Origin of the sequence: Paenibacillus sp. cl130 (assembly GCF_900116035.1) — a bacterium.
GTDB lineage: Bacteria > Bacillota > Bacilli > Paenibacillales > Paenibacillaceae > Paenibacillus > Paenibacillus polymyxa_B.
The window spans coordinates 1,237,003-1,259,459 of record NZ_FOYG01000001.1; the positions used below are offsets into that span (position 1 = coordinate 1,237,003).

Consider the following 22,457-nt stretch of genomic DNA (forward strand, 5'->3'; position numbering starts at 1 on the left):
ATTCACTACCAAAGGAGCTTCCATATATGAAAATCACACTAATCCGTAACGCAACCTTATGGCTGGAATACGCTGGAGTAAAATTTCTGATTGATCCGATGTTAAGCGATGCTGGCGCAAATCCGCCAGTTCCCAATACGGAAAATGCCCGCCGTAATCCGCTGGTTCCCTTGCCGCCGCAATGGCAGGCACTCGGACAGCCTGACGTTGTGATCGTCACACATTTACATCCGGATCATTGGGACCCGGCAGCAGTACACTGGTTGGACAAACAAATTCCCGTCTTCTGCCAGCCCGGAAATGAAGAACAGATCGCTGCTGACGGTTTTACACAGGTTACTCCGATTTGGGTAGCTGGTTCTGTGGGAGAAATTGAGATTATCCGTACAGCCGGGCATCACGGCACCGGAGAAATCGGGGAACAGATGGGACCCGTATCCGGCTTTGTGTTTCAGGCTCCAGGTGAACCTGTCGTCTATTTGGCCGGGGATACGATCTGGTGCAGTGAAGTCGCGGAAGCACTGGATAAATACCGTCCTGAGTGGACAATTGTGAACGCTGGAGGAGCACGGTTTACGGTAGGTGATCCTATTATTATGACTGCCCAAGATGTAACAGCTGTTGCGCAGTATGCCACTTATACACAAATCGTGGCTGTCCACATGGAGGCAATCAACCATTGTCTACTAACTCGCTCTGAGCTTACAGAACACATCAACCGTGAAGGTTTGGAGGGACGCGTCCATATTCCGGCAGATGGAGCAACGGTTTCGGGATAATATGTGTTCTGGCATCTGATGACGGTTCCTACATTCCAGGCCAAACGCTGCATATAAACGGCGGTCAAATGGTCACGACTTAGTTTCGTTGGCTGATAGCCACAAAACCCAACAAGCAAGAAAACCTCCAGCATCCACATTTCAAGTGGGACTGGAGGTGTCTTGTTTTACGATATCGAATCTGAGCTTAAGCTGATCTTTTGTTTTTGTTGTAAATATCGAAGGCAACTGCCAGCAGCAGCACCAAGCCCTTGATACCTTGCTGCCAGTCAATACCCAGACCAATCAGAGACATGCCGTTATTCAGTACGCCCATGACCAAACCACCGATAATGGCTCCAAAAACGGTTCCGATCCCGCCGGATGCCGAAGCACCGCCGATAAAGCAAGCTGCGATGGCATCCAGCTCAAAGTTCGTACCTGCTCTCGGCGTAGCCGCGTTCAGACGTGCAGCAAAGATCAGACCGGAAATGGCGGCCAGCACGCCCATGTTGACGAATACCCAGAACGTTACTTTTTTCGTTTTGACACCGGACAGACCCGCTGCCTTTTCATTTCCACCCAACGCATACACATGACGGCCCATAATCGTGCGGTTCATGACGAAGGAGTATACAACGATCAGTATGAACAGCAGCACGAGAATGTTAGGTATCCCCGCGTAGCTCGCGAGCATGAAGGTGAACAGATTGATAACCGCAGCTACCACAATCAACTTGAGTACAAATAAAGTCTGTGACGGAACCTCGAATCCATATTTAAGCTGAGAACGGCGTTCGCGAAGTTCGTTCACGATAAACCATACCGTGAGTGCAATACCGACAATGATGGATACCAGGTTATACCCGGTAGATGAAAAATCCGGCAGGAAGCCTGAACTGATTTTCTGGAATCCCCCCGGAAATGGAGAGATAGATTGGCCTTCCAGCACGATCATTGTCAATCCGCGAAAGAGCAGCATTCCCGCCAATGTAACGATAAATGCCGGAATCCGTACATAAGCGACCCAGAACCCTTGCCATGCGCCGATTAACGCCCCGACCAGCAAGGATGCAATCACAGCGATCCATGCTGGAAGCTGCCAGTCGACCATCATTATGGCGGCAACCGCACCGACAAAAGCGGCTATGGAGCCGACGGACAGATCAATATGTCCAGTGATGATGACCAGCACCATCCCGATAGCCAGTACGAGAATATAGCTGTTTTGCAGAATCAGATTTGTAATATTAATCGGCTTCAACAGCAGGCCGCCTGTCAGTACCTCGAACAAAATCATAATGACGACCAGCGCAATCATCATGCCATATTGGCGGATGTTATTTTTAAATAGTTTAGTTATGGTTTCCATGCTTCACGCCTCCTGACTTGGTCATATATCTCATCAACGTTTCCTGCGACGCGTCCTCACGGCTAACCTCTCCAGTGATCCGCCCAGCATTCATGACATAAATCCGGTCACACAAGCCTAGTACCTCTGGCAGCTCGGACGAAATGACCAGCACTCCCTTGCCTTCAGCGGCAAGTCGATGAATAATCGTATAAATTTCATATTTGGCGCCCACATCAATGCCGCGTGTCGGCTCATCCAGAATCAGAATATCCGGCCCGGCGAAAATCCATTTGCTCAGCACCACCTTCTGCTGATTGCCGCCACTCAGATTACCCGTTTTCTGTAAAATGCTCGGCGCTTTGATGTTCATGCTTTTTTTCATTTCCTCTGCAACGACGACTTCCTCCTGCTCATTGACGACAGCGCCCTTCGTCAGCTTGTTCAGGCCAGTCAGCGAAATATTACGCTTGATATCATCCATCAGAATGAGGCCATACTCCTTGCGATCCTCTGTCACATAGGCAAAGCCGTTGTTGATCGCGTCTGTAACTGTGTTGTTCTGGATCGGCTTGTCGTCTTTAATCAGCTGACCGGAAATGTTGCGTCCGTACGACTTGCCAAAAATACTCATCGCCAGCTCGGTCCGTCCCGCCCCCATCAGCCCGGCAATACCGACAATTTCACCACGCCGGATGTTCAAATTCACCTGATCCAGCACCTTGCGGTCTGCATGATGCTCGTGATACACCGTCCAATCCTTCACTTCCAACACGACTTTGCCAATCTCGGCATGGCGCTCTGGATAACGACTGGTCAGATCACGTCCAACCATCCCGCTAATGATCCGATCCTCCGTAACCTCATCCTTTTTCATATCCAGTGTCTCAATCGTCTTTCCGTCCCGCAAAATCGTGATCGAATCTGACACCTTCGCGACCTCATTCAGCTTATGGGAGATCAGGATGCAGGAAATGCCCTGTTTTTTAAATTCCAGCATCAAATTAAGCAGATTTTCACTATCATCCTCATTCAACGCCGCTGTCGGTTCATCGAGAATAAGCAGCTTCACCTTTTTTGAGAGCGCTTTCGCAATTTCAACTAGTTGTTGCTTCCCGACCCCGATGTTCGTAACTAATGTATTGGGATTTTCACTCAAACCGACCTTGGACAGTAGCTCGCGTGTCCCTACAAAAGTCTCTTTCCAATCAATCACGCCGCCACTGGCGCGTTCGTTGCCCAGATAAATATTTTCCGCAATCGAGAGATACGGGATCAGCGCCAGCTCCTGATGGATAATGACAATGCCCAATTCCTCGCTCTGCTTGATATCCTTGAACTCACATGTTTTGCCCTGGAAAACAATATCCCCTTCATAGGTTCCATGCGGATATACACCGCTCAGTACCTTCATCAGCGTCGATTTACCCGCACCGTTCTCACCGCACAGGGAATGGATTTCGCCTTCCTTGACCTTGAGATTTACATTTTCCAATGCCTTCACGCCGGGAAAGGTTTTGGTAATTCCCTTCATTTCCAAAATGATTCCAGTCATGGGATACGCTCCTTTCGGTTGGATTCTTACTCTTATTTCAGTCCGATTTGCTCTTTGGTGTAATAGTGACTGCCGACAATATCCTTTTCCACATTCGTCCGATCCACCGAGATCGGATCAAGCAAGTAAGCAGGAATGACCTTTTTACCGTTGTTATATGATTCGGTGTCATTCACTTCCGCTTGTTTGCCCTGTAAAATGCTGTTGGCCATCACGACCGTTTGCTCAGCCAGCTTGCGAGTATCCTTAAATACAGTTTGCGTCTGCTCCCCAGACACAATCGACTTGATGGAAGCCAGCTCCGCATCCTGCCCTGTAATGATCGGCAGCGGCTTGTTCGCTGATCCATATCCGACCCCTTTTAGGGATGAAATGATACCGATACTAATTCCATCATACGGGGATAGTACCGCGTCCAGATTAGCCCCCGAATAGTACGCACTCAGCAGATTATCCATTCTCGACTGGGCCAAAGCTCCGTCCCACCGCAGTGTAGCGATCTGCGCCATCGTCATCTGCTTGCTGCGCACGACCAGTTTGCCGGAATCCACGTACGGTTTAAGTACAGACATCGCACCATTAAAGAAGAAATAAGCGTTATTGTCATCCGGTGAACCACCGAACAGCTCGATATTGAAAGGGCCTTTGCCTTCCTTGAGTCCCAGCTTTTTCTCAATATATGCCGCCTGTAGCACGCCCACCTTAAAGTTATCGAAGGTCGCATAATACGTCAGATACGGTGTGTTGCGAATCAGACGGTCGTAAGAAATAACCTGGATGCCTCGGTCGTGTGCCTTCTGAATCACATCCGTCAGCGTGTTTCCGTCGACCGAAGCGATCACCATAACATTGACGCCCTTGGTGATCATATTTTCGATTTGGGAGATTTGGTTTTCAACCACGTCCTCGGCGTACTGTAAATCCGTTTTATAGCCTTGCTCCTGAAACAACCGGACCATATTCTCTCCGTCCCCTACCCAACGCTCGGACGATTTGGTCGGCATGGAAATGCCCACGTAGCCTTTTTCCTTGCTGCCCGTTCCACTCTCCGCCAAATTACAGGCCGAAAGCATCAGGGCCAAAACCAGAAGCCATACGACAACAGCTCCTTTTTTCATATGAAGTTCCCCTTTCCTCATGTGATGCGGGTCAATTTGAAGGTAAGGATTTTGCAAATCCTCAGGTTAGTGCTGAATAGAAAATGAGATGGGATAGCGCTTACATAATTGAGGCAATGATCACCTCTCCTTTTTTATGTGCAAACACATGGTATCATTCCAGGCCGGGAAAGGTCTTTGCAGGTTTTGAACTTTTTTTATAAAATTTTAACCTTTGTGTGGGTGAAGGAAGGGACGGGATTGGATTTAAGGAGAATGGAGATTGTCGGGAGAGCGGTCATATATTTTGAAAATGAAAAAAAGACTTAGCCTTCTTACGATTGGCAAAGTCTCAATTTGTTGAATCATTAAATGGTCTATCTAAAGAGTTCACACTTTTATTGACAATTCACCAATGATAGGTACGTGTGGGTTAAATAAACGCCAGCTAATCCTATTAGATAAAAAGACTATATAGCAGACCCAGGCTCCAACGGAGCCACAGCTTGAATATTTATGTTATACGACGGAATCACTTCTTCGATCAACCAAAATTCTTCCTTGATCTTGATCTGTCATTGCTCTGCTATGTGTTCCAATAAATCTCCTGGTTGACAACCTAAAGCCGTACATAATTTATCAATCACTTCTAATGACACATATTCATTCGTATTGAGCTTCGCCATTGTAGCAGACGAAATCCCCGTCATTTTAAGTAAGTCTTGCTTCTTAATTTCCCTGTCGATCAATAATTTTTGAAAAGGTTTGTAACTAATCATCTGTTATTCCTTTCACACATAAGTGAATTTTCTTTAATTATATAAAAGTATATTTTTATCAAAAACAACTCCAGCTACAACCAGTTCTCATCCGAACGAAATCTTTACTTCAAGCAGTTACATGAACTACTAACAGAGGATATACAAAAGACTCTATTCCTTTTTGATGACGCAGACCTTTCTGTTCAAGCTATTTTAGAGCGTGAAATCTATTTGCAAGGTTTTAAAGATGCTGTTCATCTACATAACGAATTAGATTTATCTTTAGATTGAGAGCCTATCGGCTCTTTTTTCTTTTGATTCTGTCGTATAACGTTTGTGTGTTCACGATGCCGAGAGGCAGGCTTAAGGCCACAAAGTGGCCGGTTGCGCTTGCTCAGTTAGCCTCGCAGGTGTGTCCGCCTGATTCCGCTTCCCCGAAGAAGCTTAGAGCGAACCGAGGGCCGAATGGCCCAAAGCGTGAACATGTTGTTAAACGACGATTCTGACTTCTAGAGTTACTATTAAACTATTATTAATCAAAATTTTGAATCAATTTGTTTTAGAATAGAATTATAGTACGTCCTAACTAATTCTCTTTCAACTTTACTAACATAGCTATTATGGGCAATTAAATTTCTAATATCGGCCATTTCATCAAGTTTTGATAGAATAAAATTTTGAGTTGGAAAATACTTTTCAAACAATGTCCAGTTGTTGTTTATTAATGTGCCTATGTCCTTGAAATCCAAATAAAATAGATCCGAATCTCCTCTTATGCTTAACCATTTTTTATTTGCTGCACTTTCCTTTCTACTGCTAACTGTTTTTTCTAAGGATCTAGGTATTGATACTTTATTTATATAATCAGTACCATACTTTTCAGTTGCAACAATTTCGAAAAAAATACGCAGTGAATTTTCTATAGAGTATAAGAAAGTATAAAGTTCAGCCATTTCTCTACCTTTATCACGAATCTCTGCTGGAAGAATTCTAGGAAGAATATCTGATGTAGACTCGTTAATTTGATTTTCTAGCTCAACTATAATATCTTCGTGAGAATCAATATCTATATTAAGATCTGGTACAAAAGCTATTTCTTTAATGTCATATCCAACTTCTCCAGGAATCAAATTGGAGCATATTTCAAAAATTATGCCTCGATATTCGTCTTTCGACAATGCCTCAATTGAATTTGGATTAACATAAAATTTGACCTTCACTCCCCTAGCGTTCCATCTTCCACTCCGATCCACATAATATGAAGTCCCTAGATCGTCAATTGAAATTTTTGATGCTTTTAGAGAAGGTATTATCTCATTTTTATTTGTTCTTTTCAGTTCAATTAATATACCTTGTAAAAGTTTTTCATTTGAAAACGGCAATTCATAAGTAAATTCAGACATATTTTTCCCCTTTAGTTTGAAATATTTTCTCTAATCTTAAGAAGTTTCGCTTAACGTTGTTGTGTTCCCGACGCCTCACCACCTTAAGGTCCGTAGGACCGGCCGCGATGCGGTTAGGTGGTGCAGGTGTGTCTGCTGAATATGCTTCCTCGAAATCCCTCTTGCAGACCAAGGCTCCGTAGGAGCCGCAGTGGGAACACCGTGTTATACGCTGACCAGGACCTCTTCGAATTCACTGAAAAATTACTTTCAATCTATCAGATTTACCTCTTCTCTATTGTCCTGATCCATCAATTATAATATTAGCTCTTTCATAAGGTTTCTGTATCTTTACATATTGTTCTTCTGCAGGCATCCATGTATCTTCCCACATAGTACGCATATTCTCACCATCTCTGTCGATACCTCTTTGTAACCTTATTTTGTTGGGTGTATCAACCCAGATAGTATAGTCATAGTATCTAAATAGCTCGGTTCTTAAAGTATATACTCCTTCAATGATTACAATTGAGCCACCTGAAACTGTATTCCATTCCGTTAATGTATCAGTATTCCAATCATATCTTTGATACTTTCCTAATAAACCTTTACTTAAAGGCAGTATCACTTGATTTAATAATCTCTTCCAATCGAAATCTTTACCAATATCATCTGTGTTTTCTATATGTTTTCTTTGTTCTGATGGCAAGTAAAAATCATCCATATGTACTACAAAAACATTCTCAGTAAACGTCTCCTTTAATCTTTCTGCTAATGTGCTCTTACCGGAACCTCCACATCCATCAATACCAATAATAAAGCTATTGTGTGTTTTTGGTTTCTTCTTAATTGCTTCAATCATTTGATTTATTTGAAAGATTTCCATGTTTTTTCTCCATTCTCCAGGTTTGCGGATAACGTTACTGTATTCACGACCCGACGCATGTCGGGTGTTCGGCTCCTGCCGAACCAAGGGCGTATGACCGCAGCGTGAATAATATGTTATCTGAAGGACTGTTCGAATTATTCGCTTATGAATTCAAATTTCTTCGCTATATACTTTGCTGTATTCTCGATATAAGGAAAGACTGTACTATCATTAATATTTAATGCATCAAGTTCATTTAAAATCTTTTGCTTATTTACAATAGTTATTCTTTTTACTGTAATATCTTCGGTTCCTTCTTCATTCATAACTGCTTCATGACCAAAAAGCAAAAATGCTCCTGATTGTGAGTGTATTCTACTATTGGCTCGCTTACTTTTAATACACAAGATATCTTGTAAGTCTGTTGACACTATTCTAGGCTGAAAAAACGGCTTCTCTTCCATGATGTAATGAAGTAATCTACCAACAATTTGTTGCTTGTTAAATTCCTCCACATCAGCCTCAAATATAATGTTTTCTTTATCATCTTTCGATAATTTCGCTAGATTTGAAATACAACTCGCTTTATCAGAATCAAAGTATTTAATATGACTCTTCTTTACTTTGAAAATAATAACTTCACCCTCAACTTTCATGTTGCTAGCTGAAGAACATGCAAAATACAAAGCGATAAGTGGATTAGATGTTATATCTAGCAAGCGTGTTGGCAGTGAATAATGTTGCATTCTTACTAACTTATCCAAAGTACTCGTATCCATTGAAAAATCAGAAGAATTAGATAATATCATTTCATTAAACATTACATTTTCGTTATCAAGAAATTTGTAATTCCCAGCTTTATCTTTCCTAAAAAGAGAGGGCACAAGTTTGTATTCTTTTTTATCTGAATGCCCTCTATAAAAAGTATCATTGTCTTGATCATTGCTTAGCTTAAAAATTTCTTCAATATATGATTTTACTGATTCTACTACTAAGCTATCTGATTCTACTGGATCAGGTAGAACAGTATCATTCTTATCTACTTCGATCTTAATAAGGTTTGCTTCACTTAGACGTGTTAATAAATCTTCATCTTTGATTGCCCAATGAGTTCGATTAATCTCCCAACCTCTGATGTCTAATAACAACGCTATATCTTCCAAATCCGAAGATTTTATAGATGGAATTTCTTCATCAAATGAATACTCAATAAGATACATTCTTCCCCTGTCAGAGATTTTTTCTAAATAACCAACTTTGGAATATCCTTCAAAACCCTCATAAGTGAACAAACAAGGAAATGATTTAAGTACATCCAATTGATCTTGTTTAGCATTTTTAAAAACATCGCTGATATCCATGTTTGTATACTCTAAAAATCTACTTTTATCGATTTCATAATGATTTTTTTCCCAAGCGTCATCTTGGCTAGTAATAAAAAGATTATACATTTTATCACTCCTAGTTTTGTGATTATAGAGTCTTTCAGATAACGTCTTATTTACGAACTTCGTGAAAACAAGGAAAATAATAAATTAAACGAATCATCGTATTTGGAATAGTCCTTTTGAATCATGTTTATATTCTATCATAAAATGGAATAATATTACAAATGATAACTATAGTTAAAAACAAAAAAATCCCTGCCTTCACAACAGAAACTTTTTTGAATAATTGATTCACGCAAACGTCCCATCAATGACAAGTACGTGTGGGTCAATAAATAGATGTATTCAATGGATAAGAAGACAGGCTTGTTGTCGCGCTTGGCGATTTCAAAAGCTTCCTCCGACCAAGGGAAGCAGTTCACCGGGTTATGTGCATGTTGCAGCACATACGGCGACTTTTCCTTGGCTAATCTATCGGGTACTTTTTGAGTTGTCATGGAGCATCGCCTCGTTGGATTTGGGTAAAGTATTGCTTAAGCTCAGTTTAGCTAAAAAGGTGAGGTAGGACTTGAGTTGGAAGTTTTCAACTAGTAATCATTCAATACTCCTTGTATCTCATGAGGGTATTCAATTTCCTGTAACAAACATTTCAGCAAATCACGATAATCCGAATAATTTGTTTCAATTATAAATGCTACTTGTTGAGATATTAAAGTAAAACTATTCATTGACACTAGAACACCAACAAGTAATGATTGCGCCATAAGATTATTAAATTTCAATGCAATATTCATTAATATCCTTGTAACATTTATTTGTAATGCTATATTTTGTGTCTCATAGTAAATACAATTTATAAGTAAAGATACTTGATCCCAGTCCGCTTCATTATTATTTGATATATTGGATATATTTTCTTCAGTCATCTGTACAAAAGGAATCATTAGTGCGTCATATTTGGCACACTCCACAAATACATTTATCGGAATTGATTTGAATGGTACTATAAACTTTTCAATAACCCTATCAGAATCCTCAACTTGAACTGATGCAATACACTTTAAAACATAATTAACATCGGCCGAGAAATCTTTAAATTCATAATTTTCCAAACTATAAAACGGAAAATTTTCTTTTCTCATACTTTTTCTATCCATAAGATTAATGTCGTCAATAAGTTCTTTAGTTGTCTGATACCGTTTAGTACGCTCCTCCTCCATAGCCTTCATAACAATTAGCTGATATTTTACTGTCTTCCTGTATCGTTCTTCTGGTGATCTCCCACTTAATAAATAATAGAGCATTGCACCTAATGAATAAATATCAGATAAATGATCGGCACTCTTCAAACTGTTTAATTGTTCTGGCGCGGTATAACCTGCTCTTCCATAACCATAAACAAAGAGTCCTGTTGATTTCGATTGTGATCGCTTATCTTTTACTAGTCCAAAATCAGCAACTTTTACTACTATAGTCCCGTCACTCTCTTTAAATATCAAAATATTATGAGGAGCTAAATCTCGATGACTAATTTTGCGGTCATGAAGATAAGCTATACCACTTAAAATATCTTTAAAAATACTTATTCTTATATCTTCCGATATATTGGAATTCAGTCCCAACCATTCATCTAATGAAGCATCTGCCAAAGGCATTGTGAAAAGGAATGGCTCATTCACTAGTTGTATTTTGCTAATTTCAATTATATTTCTATGAGAAGCTTTCTCTTTTAGAAACTTCACTTCTCTTTTGAATCGGAGATAATGATCGTCTCCTTCTACTTCTTTATTTTTAAACATACGGGATCTTTCGAAAAGAACTTTACATGCTAATTCTTTTTTTAATATAGGATCAAACACTCTATATACTTCTGCAAAGGATCCTTCACCAATCTTTTTTAAGGGAATTAATTGATAATCTCTTTCCTCTTCATTATCTAAAATCCATAAACGATTTGTTTTTTTAGTAGAATCTGGACAGAACAAAATATTATTCCCTTTTAAAATATCTTCTATCTGTTCTTCATTTGGGTTTGGAATGAATTCAGTTCCTAATGTCAAATGATTTAATACTTGTAATGCAAACAACAACATTTTACCGCCATCAGATTTAGGACTGAAGTAATCATAGTCACCGGTAAACTCATAAGCAAGCATTGGTAAATAGATGTTACTCTTTAAAGGGAGGTAATTAAATATTTTATTAATTAATTCGAGCAAATGTTTTAAGGAGTCCGGCCTCTTTTTGTGCATAATATGAATAAATGGTGCATTTTTATAAGTCTTGATAAATAAAATGAATTGGTAGAATGAACTTTCCATCGGATAATCACTCAAAAGTGTTTGGAAAAATTTCTTCTTTTCCGTATCATAACGCTGCTTGTCTTCACTTTTTGAAGTTAATTCCCCCCCGTAGTACATTTTTAATAAATCATTTAGATCATATCCATCGAATAATTCTCGATATTTACTATTCCGAATTTCCTTTTCAATTTTGTCAGCGGCAATTGGGATTACCTTCTCATTTCCATAAACCGAACCAAAAAAACCGTTTAATACCCGCAATTCATCAGATGTTGGATCTTCAAGATTAACTATCGTACTTCTGGTAATTCTTCCATAACTTCTGTATTTTTGACGAAAAAGCAAGAACACTCTGTTAAAGCCATCGATGTTCCGGAAAATCTCGACTAATTGCTGTAATGATGATTCCATCTATCCAGTTTCCTCCGGCATGTTTTTCTATAAGCTTTTAGCAAGCATATTATGCTAAGTTCTTTCGTCTTTTTAAGAGAACGTAAGGGTAATAGAAAACCCATCATCTTGTCACATTATTCCTCATAATTTGTCCTATTTGCCACCTTCATGAAGAATTTCATTCACCTCCGCCGCACGTGGTGAACACCAAATAACTCAAAACAATGTAACCTGAGCAACCGAAGATTGAATGTCCTCGCTTGCTTCATAAGGCTCTTCTACACGTGTCTTCTTAATGCCATTCCATGAGTAAGAAATTGAATTAACAAGATTTGAATTCCCCATTCGATTCAGAACATAAATCGACAGATCAGGCACTATATCGAAACATCCCCATAAGGATTGAGAGTTTAATGTGTAATCAAAGTCGTACATCTCAATAACTTTGAATGCTTCTTTGATATTGTTATCATCTACGCCTGCAAACGCTTCGTCTAATGCAAATATACGAGGAGCTTCACAGTGAGCATTTTGCAAACGTGCATCAACAGCTGCTAGAAGTGGCGTATACATCGCCATTGCTCGCTCACCACCAGAGAATGTGTTGTAATTGCTTTTCTTCATTTCTTTGCGCTTTTCACCTGTTTTTTCGTAGTAAATAATGAACTCATACCATTCTCGATAATCCAAGACTGACTTAATATCTTCCATGAAGGTCGATGTACCGCTCAACTCAGCTTTGCGTTTCGCCTCATATACCTTGGAACGAAAATGCTGGGCTATCCTTTTCCTATCGGGATCCGCAAGCCACATAGGATCCTTCTCTAGAAATCGAACCAATTCTAGTGTATCGAGTTCTTGTTCACTGTCAGTCTTTTTCGGTGACCACTCGACATCAAACTTCAGTCCACTGGAGTTCTGCGTCTTTTCCATTATTGTATTGATACGTGCTACCCATTCTTTTGAATTTTGAATTTTGTTTTTTATGGTTTCTCCCACATGATTAATCAGGATGTCTTCGTAAATCTCACGGTCCTTTTCAGCCATTACCTCTGCAAGCGTTTTATCTTGCTCGGTCAGTTTGATTTTGGCAAACGAGGGCGAAACACGACGCGACTGATACTCTAGTGTAATTTTTTCACGTCTGGCTATCATTTTAAGCATTTCCACACGACTTTCATCTTCAATAACCATATGAGAAAAATCGACTTCAAATTCTAACGGTTCCATCGTTAAATTGTATTCTGGTAAACCCTTGTCCGCATCCGAGAAAACATTGCCTAACTCGCTTTTATTTTTTACTCTATCCTTTTTCGAGAGGAGCTGCCCGAACTTGGACATGATACTCTCAGCAAGCGATTCCGTATCTGATTCGATTTCAAGCCCAAATTTTCCACTGAATTCTTTTACATCTTGAAACAAAGCAATTTCCCATGCCAAAACAAGCTCTTGCATAAAAAGTTCTTTCTGAGCACCAGTCGAAAGACGGTCACGAAGATTTTTTAAATCGTTTTTCAGTTCACTAAGTTCCCTGTCCAGTGCCCTTTGGTCTATTGGAAATTGTTCCAGCTTATCGTTAATACTTTGGGCAAGCTTTCGAATATTATCCGCGCCAATATCTTGTAACTGCTTTTCATAGCTTTCTATTCGTGTATCTATGCTTTTGATTCGCCCATCAAGTGACAGAACGTCGGCCCTTGCCACATCCACAACATCTTTAAAAGTAATTATCTTGTCATCTTGATTCTTTAGAAGACTTTGTTTATCCCCTCGGGAACGATAAGAACTCTTCAGATTTGATAACGCTCGCTCAAAATTTCGTAAGCCATCACACGCATCATTTACGGCTTGCTCATTTTTCTCAATAGTGATATCTTCGAACTCTACATTTAGGTTCCTGATTTGTGTCTCCACGCTGGTGTTCAGTTCCTTGAATTTTTCATTTAACGACGAGATCTCAGGCTCCAACAATTCTGCAATGCGTTTTGCAACGACTTCAAATTTTTCTTTGGCATCCTTTAGAGCCGGAAATTTCGGGCATGACCGGTACTCAACTTCAATTTTTCTTTGTCGCGTTTTACTTTCATTAGAAAGTACTTCAAGCTTATCAATTTCAAGCTTAAGAGCAGCAACCTTTTCTTTTAACATTGCAATTATGCGAAGCCGCTCTTGTTCCCGCGCATGCTTTCCAATATATTTGGCTACACCATACTGCGAAGCAGTTCCGGCTATAAAAGAACCTTTAAATGATCCATCAGCCGTTACAAAATGGACGTCCTCATTAGAAACCGAAATCCCCTTCAGAACTGCTAGCACATCTTCATGACTCACATCGCCAGTAGCCGAAACCGAAACATCTAGATACTTTGTTAGATTGTTTGGTACCTGAGCCTGATGAGTACTAAGAACCGTTCCAGACAACGCTTCGTTATAACGGTTAGCGGGTACAATCAGCGAAGTTAGTATACCAGTTTCAGTAAGTACCGATTCCAAACGTGACTTCTGCTCCTCAGTAAGATTCTTTTTGAAATCAACCACAGCGTAAAAAGGTACATACGGTATCCCTTTTTCTTTGAACTCCCGTATCTGGTTCTCCTTGGCTATCGGAAGTTCAGGTTCAATTTCATCAGTTCCCTCAAGAACAACGACTTCTTCTTTAGTAAGATCTCTTTCTTCAACCTTTAATCGAATTTGTGCTTCTAGCCATGCTTGCTCTTTAATGCATTGGGACACTTGTTCTTCGCGCTCACCCGAGATTGGCAACATCAATTGCTCCTCAGTCACATTTTCCAGATATCCATTAAACATCCGTTTCACACTCGTACTACTATTAACGCTAAGCACAAGAGCTGTTAATTCATTCATCCAGTTTTCAAGCTCTATATAAGCGTTGTTTCGTTCCATATCATAGATATTCGCAAGAGAAGTGCGCCTTTCTCTTTCGTTTTCAAGAACGTCTTGTTTCACTTCAATTTGTTGTCTCATACCATCTAGATCGCGCTTCTTTTGGTCCAGCTCTTTAATTTGTTTGAGAAGTCCTCCAAGTCTTTGAAGCCTGATTCTTATTTCAGACTCCCAATTTGAAAAAAGATAATCCCCATTTTTTTCATTCCGTTTGAAATGGTCAGAGAATGCCAGATAGATGTCTTCAAATGCCGAATCTATCCCCAGTTCCTCCAGACTCTCCATCGCGACTTTAAGTTCTTTATCAATTGCCCACAATTCATTTTCAATATTACGCCTTTCGTTATTAGCATCCATTAATGATTTTTCATTTAACTCATAGCGATTCTTTTTGACTGATTTCTCATTCAATATTCGCGCTAGCTCTTGTCTGGCAGATTGAAGAGCATCATCCAAATCCACTATTTTATCATGCCCCAATTCCTGTCTTGCTTGCTTCAACCCTTCAATTTCACGTTCAATGTTTCGGAGTTTTTGCTCGGTCTCATCATAGTCGACACTCTTGGTTTCAATATCTCTTTGTACTCTCTGATGTTCCAAAGCAATGGTATCCCACGTATTTTTGCTTTCCAAATAATACTTAGCCTTCTCCGCAAATACGTATGAAACATAATCGTCATAACCTTTATCCAGTTTCGTTGCAAAACCAAGGTCGTTTTGCGTTTTTAGAATTTCCCGCTGTGTTTGGTCTTGTGCTTCCACGGTAGTGGTTAAAGCGGACAATTCATGATCGGATAATGGCGGTAATGATTCGTTCAAGGTTTCTTTTAAATCGTCCGGCCCTCCTCCTTTGGTTAATTTAGGGCTCTTAAGCCGTACGAGTACATCGGTAAAAAGCTTAAGTCCTGTTACATCCGGAAACTTGAACAGTTGCTTATTAATCAGTTCCGCGTAATCTTTACTATCAACGACCGTACCACTCTCGCCGATTGCTGTTGTTATTTGTTTTCTATCTAAGGGAATTTGCTCTGGTGAATCATCTAGTACTTCTACCTTATAGAGTGAGATCGGATTTGGTCCACGCCCAATACGCCGATGACGGTCATGAATCACAAACCCCCAGGCATCTTCCAACCTTCTGTTTTTCCGTTTGGAATGTAGTCCAAATCCCGTCGTGATATACTGCTCCGTGTTCGTCAACTTATATTCAATTACAACATAACCAATGCGCTCGATAATGTCCTTGTTTAACGACTCTTCTCCAAGCAAGATGTCATAAAACTTGCGGTCACTTGACTCAAATGGATCCAACCGCTTAGGGTCTTTGTTTCCATCTAGCATGAATGTAAAAAGCGTATTCATGGCAATCGACTTTCCCGCACCATTATGACCACGCAGTAACAGTCTTCCGTTCTTGAAGTAATATTCTTCATAATTAAAATACCAATAGTTAAATAGGATGAAGCGATGAGGCTTCCAACGCTGTGTATGATTAGTCATCATCATACTCCTTTATTATTTTCTTCTTTAGGTTTTTCAAAAAATCTTCCGATTACATCATATAGTTTTAAATCACCTTCTTGCGTTGTCTCCGCTAATTTCCATTCAAATAGCATATTTTTAATTGTATTCTTAATTTCAGTGATACTCATACTTTTTAGGCCCGTCGTCCATCCGTGACTATTCTCATCTATGAGCTGTCGACACATAATATCCAAATCAACATTTGTTAAAACGACTGTCCCATCTTTTTGTTCACCGAGACTGTCATCATCGTCGATGATTTTAAGTCTTAACAACGTTGCAAACTGAACAAGTAGGTTCGATTCAGCATTACTTGCTGGAAAGAACCGACGAAACGTGCTTACGTTTTCTTTTACTAAAAAAGCACTGCTTCCGTAGACATCCAGATTCATATCGTAGTATTTTTCGGCATGTTCATTTAAGTGGCGACTGTACTGTCTTAAGTAATCAAAATCTGACGCCGATACTTCATGCCGATACAAGGCTGGCTCTAAAAACAGTTTCCGGTACAGTAAATGCTTTCTTTCTAGACCTAATTCCCGTTCCTGAGTTTCTTGAATCAACATAATATCATTTAGCGTCAATTCTCCTTCAATATTAAAACCAATATTACGCATAAAATATTTCACAAGCCCGGTTGAACGCAACAGTGCATCATTGGTTTCTCTGTCTTGGAAGTCTTCTATGTTTTTATCAATCACTTCTATCAGACACCGTCGAACAGCTTCTTTCAATACACGAACAAGTGATAGTCGGTTTCTATAGCCTTCGTTACCCTTCCATGTTAATGGTAGGGGGTTTTCATTGACCGATCTCTTGGAACTTCTTGGGTAGTACGAAACGACCGCTTGGCAAACATCTGACAGCGTAAATTGCTTTGATGCCTTTCCATCCAAAAACGCAAGTACACAGTAAAAAATGATGTAATCTTTCACCTCTTTGAAATCTGATATGCCTGTTGACGGTTGAGGCGTTACTTGAAACTTCTCAACTTTTGCAAAATTTGTCCCAACTACCAACTTAAAACGGAAGTAGTCCTTAAAGTAATCTCGCAGAAACCCTTCGTTTTGTTTAATTTCATAAAAAAGCTCTGGATTCTCCTTGCGCACAACCCAAAAATTATCGAGTAGTTGATGAATGCAATTAAGAGACTCCTGAGACAACTTTTTCACGCGTTTTCACCTCGGTAAATGTCATTTGGAAATCGGGCAAGAAGAGGATTCCATCTAAACAATGCAATTCAATAATATCGTTACTAACCTTATGAAGTTTAAATTTCACGCCCAGTTCTGTGGTACCCTCATAAATGCCGTAGCCAACTGGATTCAACAGCGCCGCACTTATCCAATCCAATAATGCCTTTCGAACAAACGGCTCAACTCTGGTTTCCAAATCCTTCAAGATTAAGCAAGGCTGCTCCACGATCGCTTTTAATACAGTTTCTTCGTATGTCAGCCGCTCCGCGAGCAACCGTTGCTGCTCGAGTGCCTCCTGGCTCACTTTCGATACCTTCAAATTCTGCTTTATGGTTCTCTCGGATGGTGGTCGAATACGATACGTCACATCTAGCTCATCCGGGTCAAAATCCCATACCGTACCATCATTCTTTTCCGACGGTTTCCGTGCGACTTTGAAATGCTGGATACCTTCGAATCCAAATAGGTAAGAAAAAACTTGATGGGCTTCTTCCAAGTTGCCGGACTCATGTATCATGTCTGCAAGTCGTAAAAATTCTGTTACTCGACTTTTTTTCACAAATTGTCGCTCTGCATAAAAATGCGCAAGCTTAGACATTTTACTGATGGCATCCCGAGTACGAACTTCAAGTTGAAACGCTTTGCTCGATTTAGTATCACTTGCCAAAAACCAGTTACGGATACCTGTCCATACATCAAAAAAGGTATCGGAATACTCTTTATCCGACACAACCGTAGTGGTCGGCATATTTTTTTTATGACGGACGAGTTGCATTACGATGTTCTGAATTTTCTTCTCTGAAATGTGTGTAATAATATTAATTATCGCAGGCGAATTGCGGTTAAGTTCAACCATGAAATCCGTTAAATAAGAACAGAACTGATTTTTAAATACGATGAAGGCATCGGTTTCCATTTTGCTATCCAATTTATCACCGCTGATATGATTCAAATAATCCGAAGCATCATTATCAAGCTTTGTAAAACGTTCGAACAGCTCCTCCCACGCTTCATATAGTTGAACAAGCGAAGACGAATCCAACTCGGTTTGCATGGAAAATCCGTTTAATTTTACAAGCGCATTATATAGGTGCTCAGTGAGTTTTTTATCCAAAGAACCACCACGTATACGATGAAGTTTTTTCTCCATAAAAATAAGCATTTTTTCAAATTCAATCGTATATTCCGTTAGTGAATATGTTTTTCGATTCCTAATAAGTTCTTCCAATGTAACAGCATCTGTATTATCTTGGTTCAACACTAAGTTATTGTTTTCAACTAAGACCGATAAATCAGCATCTTGCTCTTCGAGTGTATAATCCCCAAATTCCGGAAATTGTTTAAGATGCGTGAAAATTTCTATTGGTAAAACTTCATTATTAAATATACGATGTTGCTCATACACGTATCTTAATATTGGACGATATCGGTGCGTTTTTTGTGTTGACAAATAACTTGCTTCTTTTATTGCACGCGTCAATGACAAATCCAAATGAAACACTCCTTTTCGAAGTCCTGTTTTACATAATTTGATAAACGTAGTCTCGTTTCTTAATATTTGGAAATACCGATATTATAAATATATAACATCGGGGTCGGATTCTAAATGAAAAATATTCAAAATGCGGTGATAATTCATGGTCTTGCCAGTTAACGCCGGCAAAGATGCTAAGAAAAATACAACATTCATTTCCGGACAAAACGGGAAGCGGGAAGCGGAAAGCGAATATACAAAATTTCGGCTGGAGGTTGAAGTAGATGAATATATCACGCCGGAAAAAAATGAATTTCGGAGCATTTATTGAGGAATGGTAATCGATAAGCCACTATATAAGTTGAACTTAATATTAGAAAACTATGGTAAGAATTTCGTTACTACATGTCGAAGTATGTAATAAGCGGCTTTACTTCTGCCAGCGCTCGGATAACTTCCAGCATATCCGCCAGTTCTTCCAGCGCATCCTGATCCTTTTCCGCTACAAAATATTCCTCGACTTCTTCACGAAGCTTTGTTCGCAATTCCTGCTTGTATTCCTCTGGTTCCAAGATACGTGTCCGACATTCCTTACCCTGAGACATAATGAGGTGCGGAATTCGATCCCGCACCAGTTTGTTGTATGTAGGCATATGAAATAACACCCTTTCTGATGTGGAAGTGTTAGCCAGCATCCAACATCTTCCTTTGCGTCATTATATCATTAGCTCAAAAAGAACCGGGTATTATTGATAAAAGATCTACCGATTCATTGAACGAATTTTCTTTATAAATAGATGGATACCGCTTAGACGGATCGGCTACGATCCGCTGTGACAGAGACTCTAGAATAGAGTCCGTTTTATAAAGCAACTTGTCTACTTCCCCCAGCTTCATCGGCTCTTTAGATACATCATCTTCTCCCGAAACCAGATAATGTACCGTACCGATAAACAGCACCATATCTAAATTGGGCTCAGCCTCTGTGTGAATTAAAGGGAACAGGTCAGTCACGGATAAACGAATATACAATGGAATGATTTTGTTTCGATGAACATAAATGGCCTTAGCCATAGAAAACATCGCTCGATCACAAAGAATGAGGCAGTTTTGAAACTGATGATGGTCGCGCATCATCTGTGCAAGCTTGATCTGGTATTCGGCAAGCTTTTGAAAATCCATCATGCAATTGAATATGTAGGTGTCGCTGTACTTAGGCAATTTGAAATCGGAATCACTATGTAGGGGACTTAAGGAGTAATGTTTCAAGGGGAATCAACTCCTGAATTAAAATTTCATAAACGAGGATTTTGCAAAAATCCCATAAGCGACTTCCAATGAACAAAATATAGATGGAAATAGTTTAGTTCGTCTATATCTTGCACTTCGGAGCGACTGGTATCGAATTTTGCAAAATCCTGAAACAATGTGAGCAACGTAGCACAATTATGTAACCATCAAGATGTATAATTTTCTAGCTACCGGACAAGCTTCATAATAAATATTACTATATAGTAGTTTTTAATTCAATTTACTTACTAACACTTATTAATTAGATGTAACTCTTTCTCTACACTTCTAACTAGAGGATTTTGCAAAATCCAATAAGCGACTTCCAATTAATAATATATAGATTGAGATGATCTCGTTCGTCTATATATTACATTTTGGAGCGATTGGAATCGAATTTTGTGAAATTCTTACTATAGAGAGGTGTAATCATGTCAGAACTTTTAGAATTAGTCGGTACACGTATTCGAGATATTCGAAAGTCTAAAGGGCTTTCCCAAGAAGCTTTAGCCGAAAAAGCAGGATTCAATTCGAGTTATATTGGTTTCATTGAGCGAGCGGAGAGAAATATATCTTTGAAAAATCTGGAGAAAATAGCGAAGGCATTGAACGTGGGCGTCTATCAGTTGCTTACATATGTGAAGGACAATGATGAGCTTACCGAAGAAGATTCGAGTATAAAAACCATTTTGACTCTCCTAAGAACTCGTGAATCCAAAGATACTGAGCTGGCATTAAAGATTCTTACGGACATCTTTATAAGAATCGATGAACGATGAAACAAAAAAGGAACTGCGCTTTGCAGTTCCCCACCAACCCCTTACGACAACGCCAACATCGCTTTCATATCTTCCTCTGCGGTAGTAATCAGTTTCAAGCCAAACATCTCCACCAGTACATCCAGTACGCCAGAAGAAATGAACTCAGGCGGCTTCGGCCCAATGCGAATATCTTGGATGCCAAGGCTGAACAAGCCCAGCAGGATGGCAACCGCTTTTTGCTCAAACCAGGACAGAACAATGCTGACAGGCAGCTCGTTCACCGTACAGCCGAAAGCATCCGCTAATGCCAGAGCGATTTTAACAGTAGAACCCGAATTGTTGCATTGTCCCAAATCAATATAACGCGGAATGCCGGTATCTCCAACGGTGCCATAATCCACGTCATTAAAGCGGAATTTACCACAGGACGTGGTCAGAATAACCGTATCGTTCGGCAAGGATGTAGCCAGCTCGCGGTAATAGTTACCGCCTTTGCCTGGTGCGTCGCAGCCTGCAATGACGAAGAAACGACGGATATGTCCGTCTTTAACGGCCTGAATAATCTCAGGAGCCAGCCCAATAACCGTCTCATGATGATATCCCGTCGTAAGCACCTGCTCCGAATCTACATCTGCGGCTGGCAGGGCTAACGCACGCTCGATCAATGGTGAAAAGTCGTCGTCCATGATCTTGGCTACTCCCTCCAGCCCGGCTACTTCATAAGAGAAGAAGCGGTCTGCATACGTGCCTTTAATCGGCATAACACAATTCGTCGTGGCGAGAATCGCACCTGGGAACTCCTCGAACAGTCTACGCTGATCGTACCAGGCTTTACCGATATTCCCTTTGAGATGTGCATATTTCTTCAATGCCGGATAACCGTGGGCAGGCAGCATTTCTGAGTGGGTATAGATGTTGATGCCTTTACCCTCTGTCTGCCGCAGCAATTCCTCCAGCGCATATAAATTATGTCCGGTCACGACGATGCATTGGCCTTCGATTTTATTTTGGCTGACCGTAATCGGCTGCGGAATGCCAAAACGATCCGTATGCGCACGATCCAGCACATCCATGATCCGTACAGCCGCATTTCCGACCTTCATCGCCATTTCCAAATGCTCTTGTACATTAAAGTTAGAATTGGTTAAGGTCATATATAACGCTTCGTGCGTGATCCGATCCACCTCAGGATCGGTATAGCCCAACTGGCGAGCATGTGTCGCATAGGCAGCAATCCCTTTTAATGCAAAAATCATCGTATCCTGCAAGCTTGCTATCGTCTCATCCTTCCCGCACACCCCAACTACTTTACACCCGCCACTCGGCGTCTGTTCACACTGATAACAAAACATATCGTTTTCCTCCAAATATTGATAGATATTTGTTCGTTATCCCCAGCGTAACAAACCCCTGAATACATAGGTGTGATTACACACACATTTTTTCTTACAG

At 40.2% G+C, this 22,457-nt stretch carries 16 protein-coding genes and 1 pseudogene; 2 read left to right on the forward strand and 15 right to left on the reverse strand.

The features are described 5' to 3' along the window. Positions 1-26: 26 nt before the first annotated feature. Positions 27-779, forward strand: a complete 753-nt coding sequence (locus tag BM358_RS05660) for an MBL fold metallo-hydrolase (RefSeq protein WP_028543161.1) — start codon at positions 27-29, stop codon at positions 777-779. Between the two features lie 187 nt (positions 780-966). Here the strand turns inward: BM358_RS05660 and mmsB are convergent, their stop codons facing one another. From mmsB to BM358_RS05735, 14 genes and pseudogenes are all read right to left on the reverse strand, one after another. Beyond that, positions 967-2,130, reverse strand: coding sequence for a multiple monosaccharide ABC transporter permease (gene mmsB / locus BM358_RS05665; RefSeq protein WP_023987351.1), 1,164 nt, complete (start codon positions 2,128-2,130; stop codon positions 967-969). After that, the gene (gene mmsA, locus BM358_RS05670) at positions 2,114-3,664 is read right to left on the reverse strand and encodes a multiple monosaccharide ABC transporter ATP-binding protein (RefSeq protein ID WP_028543162.1); all 1,551 of its coding nucleotides are present in this window, start codon (positions 3,662-3,664) and stop codon (positions 2,114-2,116) included. Before mmsA ends, mmsB begins: the two co-directional genes overlap by 17 nt. Before the next feature lie 32 nt (positions 3,665-3,696). Continuing rightward, complete coding sequence (chvE, locus tag BM358_RS05675) at positions 3,697-4,782, reverse strand: multiple monosaccharide ABC transporter substrate-binding protein (protein ID WP_028543163.1); 1,086 nt, start codon at positions 4,780-4,782, stop codon at positions 3,697-3,699. 554 nt (positions 4,783-5,336) lie between these two features. Then, entirely contained in the window at positions 5,337-5,540 is a 204-nt protein-coding gene (locus BM358_RS05680) for a helix-turn-helix domain-containing protein (protein WP_019686344.1), read from the reverse strand. Between the two features lie 518 nt (positions 5,541-6,058). Further along, positions 6,059-6,925: a Swt1 family HEPN domain-containing protein gene (locus tag BM358_RS05690; protein ID WP_028543164.1), complete on the reverse strand. Its 867-nt coding sequence runs from the start codon at positions 6,923-6,925 to the stop codon at positions 6,059-6,061. Between the two features lie 274 nt (positions 6,926-7,199). Further along, entirely contained in the window at positions 7,200-7,790 is a 591-nt protein-coding gene (locus tag BM358_RS05695; RefSeq protein ID WP_028543165.1) for a uridine kinase family protein, read from the reverse strand. A gap of 137 nt (positions 7,791-7,927) precedes the next feature. Continuing rightward, on the reverse strand, positions 7,928-9,223 hold the full coding sequence (locus BM358_RS05700) for an FRG domain-containing protein (protein WP_028543166.1): 1,296 nt from the start codon (positions 9,221-9,223) through the stop codon (positions 7,928-7,930). Positions 9,224-9,378: 155 nt separating this feature from the next. After that, positions 9,379-9,657: a DUF255 domain-containing protein gene (locus BM358_RS05705; RefSeq protein WP_049828517.1), complete on the reverse strand. Its 279-nt coding sequence runs from the start codon at positions 9,655-9,657 to the stop codon at positions 9,379-9,381. A gap of 90 nt (positions 9,658-9,747) precedes the next feature. Continuing rightward, positions 9,748-11,874 carry a protein kinase domain-containing protein gene (locus tag BM358_RS05710; protein ID WP_028543167.1) on the reverse strand — a complete coding sequence of 709 codons (2,127 nt, stop codon included), beginning with the start codon at positions 11,872-11,874 and terminating at the stop codon, positions 9,748-9,750. A gap of 198 nt (positions 11,875-12,072) precedes the next feature. Beyond that, a complete protein-coding gene (locus BM358_RS05715; protein ID WP_028543168.1) occupies positions 12,073-16,260 on the reverse strand; it encodes a TIGR02680 family protein in 4,188 nt (1,395 codons plus the stop codon). Positions 16,261-16,262: 2 nt separating this feature from the next. Beyond that, on the reverse strand, positions 16,263-17,456 hold the full coding sequence (locus tag BM358_RS05720) for a TIGR02678 family protein (protein ID WP_028543169.1): 1,194 nt from the start codon (positions 17,454-17,456) through the stop codon (positions 16,263-16,265). Next, entirely contained in the window at positions 17,428-18,972 is a 1,545-nt protein-coding gene (locus BM358_RS05725) for a TIGR02677 family protein (protein ID WP_028543170.1), read from the reverse strand. The genes BM358_RS05720 and BM358_RS05725 overlap by 29 nt, the downstream gene beginning before the upstream one ends. Positions 18,973-19,385: 413 nt before the next feature. Further along, positions 19,386-19,607, reverse strand: a pseudogene (locus tag BM358_RS05730) (phosphoribosyl-ATP pyrophosphohydrolase); the annotation flags it as partial. A 76-nt stretch (positions 19,608-19,683) separates the two neighbouring features. Continuing rightward, complete coding sequence (locus BM358_RS05735; RefSeq protein ID WP_028543171.1) at positions 19,684-20,223, reverse strand: hypothetical protein; 540 nt, start codon at positions 20,221-20,223, stop codon at positions 19,684-19,686. A 452-nt stretch (positions 20,224-20,675) separates the two neighbouring features. Between BM358_RS05735 and BM358_RS05740 the strand changes: the two genes are divergently transcribed. Then, complete coding sequence (locus BM358_RS05740) at positions 20,676-21,023, forward strand: helix-turn-helix domain-containing protein (protein ID WP_023987345.1); 348 nt, start codon at positions 20,676-20,678, stop codon at positions 21,021-21,023. Positions 21,024-21,064: 41 nt separating this feature from the next. On the opposite strand, the gene hcp is transcribed toward BM358_RS05740, so the two are convergent. Then, positions 21,065-22,357, reverse strand: a complete 1,293-nt coding sequence (gene hcp / locus BM358_RS05745; protein WP_028543172.1) for a hydroxylamine reductase — start codon at positions 22,355-22,357, stop codon at positions 21,065-21,067. Positions 22,358-22,457: the final 100 nt, after the last annotated feature.

Coding starts and splice junctions, on each gene's coding strand:
- BM358_RS05660 (WP_028543161.1), top strand. CDS start 27: ATGAAAATCACACTAATCCGTAACGCAACCTTATGGCTGGAATACGCT.
- mmsB (WP_023987351.1), bottom strand. CDS start 2,130: ATGGAAACCATAACTAAACTATTTAAAAATAACATCCGCCAATATGGC.
- mmsA (WP_028543162.1), bottom strand. CDS start 3,664: ATGACTGGAATCATTTTGGAAATGAAGGGAATTACCAAAACCTTTCCC.
- chvE (WP_028543163.1), bottom strand. CDS start 4,782: ATGAAAAAAGGAGCTGTTGTCGTATGGCTTCTGGTTTTGGCCCTGATG.
- BM358_RS05680 (WP_019686344.1), bottom strand. CDS start 5,540: ATGATTAGTTACAAACCTTTTCAAAAATTATTGATCGACAGGGAAATT.
- BM358_RS05690 (WP_028543164.1), bottom strand. CDS start 6,925: ATGTCTGAATTTACTTATGAATTGCCGTTTTCAAATGAAAAACTTTTA.
- BM358_RS05695 (WP_028543165.1), bottom strand. CDS start 7,790: ATGGAAATCTTTCAAATAAATCAAATGATTGAAGCAATTAAGAAGAAA.
- BM358_RS05700 (WP_028543166.1), bottom strand. CDS start 9,223: ATGTATAATCTTTTTATTACTAGCCAAGATGACGCTTGGGAAAAAAAT.
- BM358_RS05705 (WP_049828517.1), bottom strand. CDS start 9,657: ATGACAACTCAAAAAGTACCCGATAGATTAGCCAAGGAAAAGTCGCCG.
- BM358_RS05710 (WP_028543167.1), bottom strand. CDS start 11,874: ATGGAATCATCATTACAGCAATTAGTCGAGATTTTCCGGAACATCGAT.
- BM358_RS05715 (WP_028543168.1), bottom strand. CDS start 16,260: ATGACTAATCATACACAGCGTTGGAAGCCTCATCGCTTCATCCTATTT.
- BM358_RS05740 (WP_023987345.1), top strand. CDS start 20,676: ATGTCAGAACTTTTAGAATTAGTCGGTACACGTATTCGAGATATTCGA.
- hcp (WP_028543172.1), bottom strand. CDS start 22,357: ATGTTTTGTTATCAGTGTGAACAGACGCCGAGTGGCGGGTGTAAAGTA.